Below are 5,067 nucleotides of genomic sequence, written 5' to 3'. Positions count from 1 at the left end.
AGCATCCACTTTTGGAAGAAACATAATTCTGATACTCCGAAAACCCTACTATATGATTCATCTAAAAAAGTAGATCTGCCGAAAGTGGATGCTCCCCTTCAATTCGACCCACCCATAACAATCCTTCTTCGCATAAGACCCTTTGCACTTCTCTTAATCCCGGAATCTGACGATATACTTCAAATTTTGTGTGGTAATAATAAAACTAAATATGTAGTTTTAAAAGTTCATATAACTACAACAGGACAAGATTCAAATATTTGTAACAAAAACTCCATATGCTGTGTAAAAATTATGCCTCAAGTTGCAGAATAAAGTAGAGGTTCGTAAGTTTCATAGACAGCATTATTGGCGAACAAGTGCATAAATCAGCAAACGCGATCGCAATAACTAAAGCGAAGGGGTTCAAACCCGCAAAACAGAATCTCAAGTAAAAGGAGACTGGAAAAATGAGAAGCAAAAGCCTCTTAGTAGAAGACTTGAATTTATTTGAAGAACTGGACAATCAAACTGCTGAGTGTGTGGGAGGCGGACAGTCAAGACCGCAAAAAATATTAATTGCTCCTTTGCCTCCTCCTGGCTGTCCCCCTGGTTGGATACCAGCGCTACCACCTCTTAATCCTCAGCTAGGCTGTATTCCTAATACCATAGTTTCCCGAAAAGACTAGACTGCTCTATAGCAAGCCGCAGAAAGGGTTGACCAAATTGAAGGCTCTTGATGTCATTTGAAATTTTTTACGACAAAAACCCTTTCGATAATTATATGGGTGGCTGCATCACAGCACCAACAAAGGGTAAGAAAATGCGGCGAGTCAGCGGAATCTCTAAGTATTAGGTATTCTAGCAGGTCTTTTAAATAGCATTTTTGAGAACTTTGAGATACTGAGTAACCACACAGCCAAACTTTTGGTTCTCACAAGCTGAACATTAAACATGGTCGAGGCTTTTTGCCCCGATATTTCCTGCATAAGGATTTTACAGATTTTTCCCAAATTTTCGCTCCTTTAGTGCATAAACACTAAAAGTCATCGTAAAGAGTCATAACAGATAAGTTTACTTAGTAAGTATCAGAAAAAAGGTGTAAAGAAGACTTACTGGGTGATTACTGATTTGAATCTCTGAGTTTACATTATCCTGTCTCAGTTCAAATCGAAGAGTTAATAACTCAATTAAATGGCATCAAATGACCTGACTTTATTTTCTTCCCCATAATTGCAGCAGAAAATGAAATACCAAATAGTCTTTCAACACAGCGAAGAAGACTGCGGCGCGGCAAGCCTCGCCACCATCGCAAAACACCACGGACGTACCTTTACTCTCAACCGCGTCCGAGAAGCCGTAGGCACAGGTTCCAGAGGAACCTCCTTATTGGGATTAAGCCGGGGTGCAGAAGTACTAGGATTCAACGCCCGTCAAGTCAAAGCCAGCCCCAAATTACTCGACCAATTAGATCAAGCTCCCCTACCAGCAATTATTCACTGGAAAGGCTACCACTGGGTAGTTTTATACGGAAAAAAACGCAATAAATACGTCATCGCCGACCCTGGTGTTGGTATCCGTTATCTGACTCGTGAGGAATTAATGGTAGGTTGGGGGAATGGGGTAATGTTACTGCTGACCCCAGACGACAGCCGCTTTGCTCAACAAGAATCAGATAAAATCGGCGGTCTGGGGAGATATCTGCAAAGGGTGTGGCCCTATCGCTCCATTATCGCCCAAGCGATCGCCATTAACATCGCCATTGGACTGCTTTCTCTGACATCACCCTTCATGATGCAACTCCTCACCGATGATGTCCTAGTGCGCGGAGATACCCAACTACTAACCACCGTAGCCATTGGCGTTATCGTCATGAACTTAATTAGAAGCGCCATTAGCCTAGTCCAATCTCACCTCATCGGTCACTTCGGTCAAAGATTGCAACTAGGACTAATTCTCGAATACGGACGCAAACTCTTACATTTACCCCTATCCTACTTTGAAGGACGACGCAGTGGAGAAGTCGTCAGCCGCATTGCCGATGTCAACGCCATCAATAACTTAGTTTCCCAAATCGTTCTCGGATTACCCAGCCAATTTTTTATCGCTGTAGTCTCCTTGGGCTTTATGCTCTTTTACAGTTGGGAACTAACTTTAGCTTCCATCGTTGCATTTATGATTGTCACGGCTGTGAACTTGCTTTTCCTACCCGCAATGCGCCAGAAAACCCGCAGCATGATTGTTTCTGGTACAGAAAACCAAGGCTTTTTAGTAGAAACATTTCGCGGTGTGCAAGTCTTAAAAACTACTCAAGCCACTCCCCAAGCTTGGTCAGAATACCAAGGGAATTATGGTCGCCTCGCCAACCTGGGCTGGAGTATGATGAAACTGGGACTGTATAGCAGTACAATTACTGGCATTCTTTCCACCTTCATTAGTATTGGCATCCTTTGGATGGGTAGCTATTTAGTCATTAATCGCACTTTAACAATCGGTCAATTGATGGCATATAACGGCATGAGTGGTAACTTTCTCGGCTTCCTAGGTGCTGCCATCGGCTTAGTAGATGAGTTTATCACTGCCCAGATAGTCATTCAACGCCTGACAGAAGTGATTGATGCGACTCCAGAAGATGAAAATGATTTTAAAAAGCCTTGGGCACAAATTCCTGGTAATGCAGATATAACTTGCACTGAACTTAACTTCCATCACGCAGGTAGAGTTGACTTGCTACAAGATTTTTCCTTAACTATTCCTGGCGGTAAAGTCATTGCTTTAATTGGCAAATCTGGCTGTGGTAAAAGTACCCTGGCAAAAGTGATGACTGGCTTATATAAACTTCAGTCTGGCAATATTCGTTATGGTTTCTATAATCAGCAAGACCTGTCTTTAGAATGTCTCCGCCAACAAGTGGTATTAGTTCCTCAAGAACCCCACTTCTGGAGCCGTTCGATTATTGATAACTTCAACTTTAGCTATCCTGATATTAGTTTTGAAGAAATTGTCAGAGCTTGTCAAATTGCTGGTGCAGATGAATTTATTAGTAAACTACCTGATAAATATCAAACTGTTTTAGGAGAATTTGGGGCAAATCTTTCCGGTGGACAACGCCAAAGATTAGCCATAGCTAGAGCAATCGTGACTCAGCCACCAGTCTTAATTTTAGATGAATCTACGGGCGCACTCGACCCTGTAAGTGAAAGACAAATATTAGATAGACTTTTATCCCATCGTCATAATCAAACGACTATTCTGATTAGTCACCGTCCCAAGGTGATACAACGGGCAGATTGGATTGTCTTGCTAGAACAAGGACGTTTAAAAATTCAAGGGACACCAGAAGAATTGCGCTCTTTACCTGGTGAACATTTAGACTTCCTTGATGATATTTTCCCCTCTGAAAATGCGTTGGCGCTGACATCTTCCCCGGCTCATCGTAATGGCAAGACTGCTGCCATTAATTAAGATCATTCGTAATTCGTAATTCAGATGACATTATGGTTAGCAACACAAATTTTTTACCTCCAATTCAAACCAACGAATTTCTCCCACCAATTAGTCGTTGGACAAACTTTGGCGGCATATTTATTCTCTGCGTTCTCGGACTAGCTGTTCCAGTCGCCGCTATTACTAAGTATAAGGTTACAGTTGCAGGACAGGCGGTTGTGCGTCCGGCAGGGGAATTGCGAATTGTGCAAGCGGCGACTGAAGGTCAGGTAATGCACATTTATGTCAAAGAAAATCAAGTGATTAAAAAAGGAGATGCGATCGCAACTATCGATGACTCGCGTCTGCAAACCAAAAAGAGCCAATTGCAAACTAGTGTTCAACAATCTAAGTTACAACTGGTGCAAATCAATGCCCAGATTAATGCTCTCAATAGCCAGATTCGAGCCGAAACTGACCGCATCAGCCGGATTATTAGTGGTGCCGAAGCCGAATTAAGCGGTCGCCGTCGTGAATACCGAGATAAAAATCTGACTACTGTTTCCGAACTTCAAGAAGCTGATGCCAACATCAGAATTGCTGAAAAAGAATTGCAGGTTGGGAAAGCACAGTTAAAAACAGCACAAGCGAATCTCCATGCGACTGAAGCTGCTTTGGGTGTAGCCCGGTCAAAAGAGAACCGATATGAGAGTGCAGCTAACCAAGGGGCGCTATCTAGGGATCAATTGGAAGAAGCACAATTGGCTGCTAAACAGCAAGAGCAAGCATTAAAGGCGCAAGAAGCAACAGTGGAGGCGCAAAAAGAAACAATTCAACGGTTACAACAAGCAGTATCTGCTGTCATGGCCAGAAGACAACGCGCTCTAGTTGCGGTAAATCCAAGTAATACAGAAGTGACTGTTGCTACTGAGCGCATTGCTCAAGAAAAAGCCGCAGGGTTAAGTAATAAAGCAATTTTAGAAAAGGAACGCCAAGCTCTAGTTAAGCAACGGATTGAAATTGACAAGCAGTTGGAGCGTGATACTAGCGAACTCAAACAAGTGGAAATGGATTTAGTGCAAACTACGATCGCAGCTACTGCCGATGGGATCATCTCCCAACTCAATCTGCGAAATCCAGGTCAAACTGTGCGGGCTGGTGAGGAAGTGTTGCAAATTGTTCCTAGTGATGCGCCTCAGGTTTTGAAAGCTGCGGTGGCATCTGAAGCCCAAAGTAAGTTAAAAATTGGTCAAAAAGTCCAAATGCGGGTGAGTGCTTGTCCTTACCCAGATTATGGTACTCTCAATGGTCAAGTGCAGGCAATTTCTCCAGATGCGATCGCTCCTCAAAAGAATGGCACAAATGCATCTATGAATGGGACTACTACTCCAAAAGCTGCTGTACCAGGTGCTTTTTATGAAGTCACAATTGAACCGGAAACTCTGGTTTTAGGTAAAGGGAAAAACCAGTGTCACATTCAATTGGGTATGGAGGGTAGGGTTGATATTATTTCTCGTGAAGAAACCGTGCTGCAATTCTTTCTCCGTAAGGCGAGGTTGATTACTGATTTGTAACTTTTTCTTTTGCGAACCATTAGACATCTCCGGAAATGAATGTAGAGACGTTGCATTGCAACGTCTCTACAAGGGTTTCAGGTAACGC

General features: G+C 42.9%; 4 protein-coding genes. All 4 read left to right on the top strand.

The window, feature by feature from the left end:
• The coding region (locus VB740_RS35790) for a hypothetical protein (RefSeq protein ID WP_323204548.1) at window positions 1–315 on the top strand (315 nt) is incomplete at its 5' end.
• Between the two features lie 134 nt (window positions 316–449).
• Complete coding sequence (locus VB740_RS35785; RefSeq protein ID WP_323204547.1) at window positions 450–668, top strand: hypothetical protein; 219 nt, start codon at window positions 450–452, stop codon at window positions 666–668.
• A gap of 556 nt (window positions 669–1,224) precedes the next feature.
• Entirely contained in the window at window positions 1,225–3,444 is a 2,220-nt protein-coding gene (locus VB740_RS35780; protein ID WP_323204546.1) for a peptidase domain-containing ABC transporter, read from the top strand.
• 32 nt (window positions 3,445–3,476) lie between these two features.
• Window positions 3,477–4,979, top strand: a complete 1,503-nt coding sequence (locus VB740_RS35775) for an HlyD family efflux transporter periplasmic adaptor subunit (RefSeq protein WP_323204545.1) — start codon at window positions 3,477–3,479, stop codon at window positions 4,977–4,979.
• Window positions 4,980–5,067: the final 88 nt, after the last annotated feature.

The organism is Nostoc sp. UHCC 0251, assembly GCF_034932245.1.
In the GTDB taxonomy this organism is placed as follows: domain Bacteria; phylum Cyanobacteriota; class Cyanobacteriia; order Cyanobacteriales; family Nostocaceae; genus Nostoc.
Note: the sequence above shows the minus strand (reverse complement) of the source record. Positions and strands in the feature narration are given on the sequence as shown.

What these genes read in the sequence shown, in the direction of transcription:
- VB740_RS35785 (WP_323204547.1), top strand. Translation starts at nt 450, where the DNA reads ATGAGAAGCAAAAGCCTCTTAGTAGAAGACTTGAATTTATTTGAAGAA.
- VB740_RS35780 (WP_323204546.1), top strand. Translation starts at nt 1,225, where the DNA reads ATGAAATACCAAATAGTCTTTCAACACAGCGAAGAAGACTGCGGCGCG.
- VB740_RS35775 (WP_323204545.1), top strand. Translation starts at nt 3,477, where the DNA reads ATGGTTAGCAACACAAATTTTTTACCTCCAATTCAAACCAACGAATTT.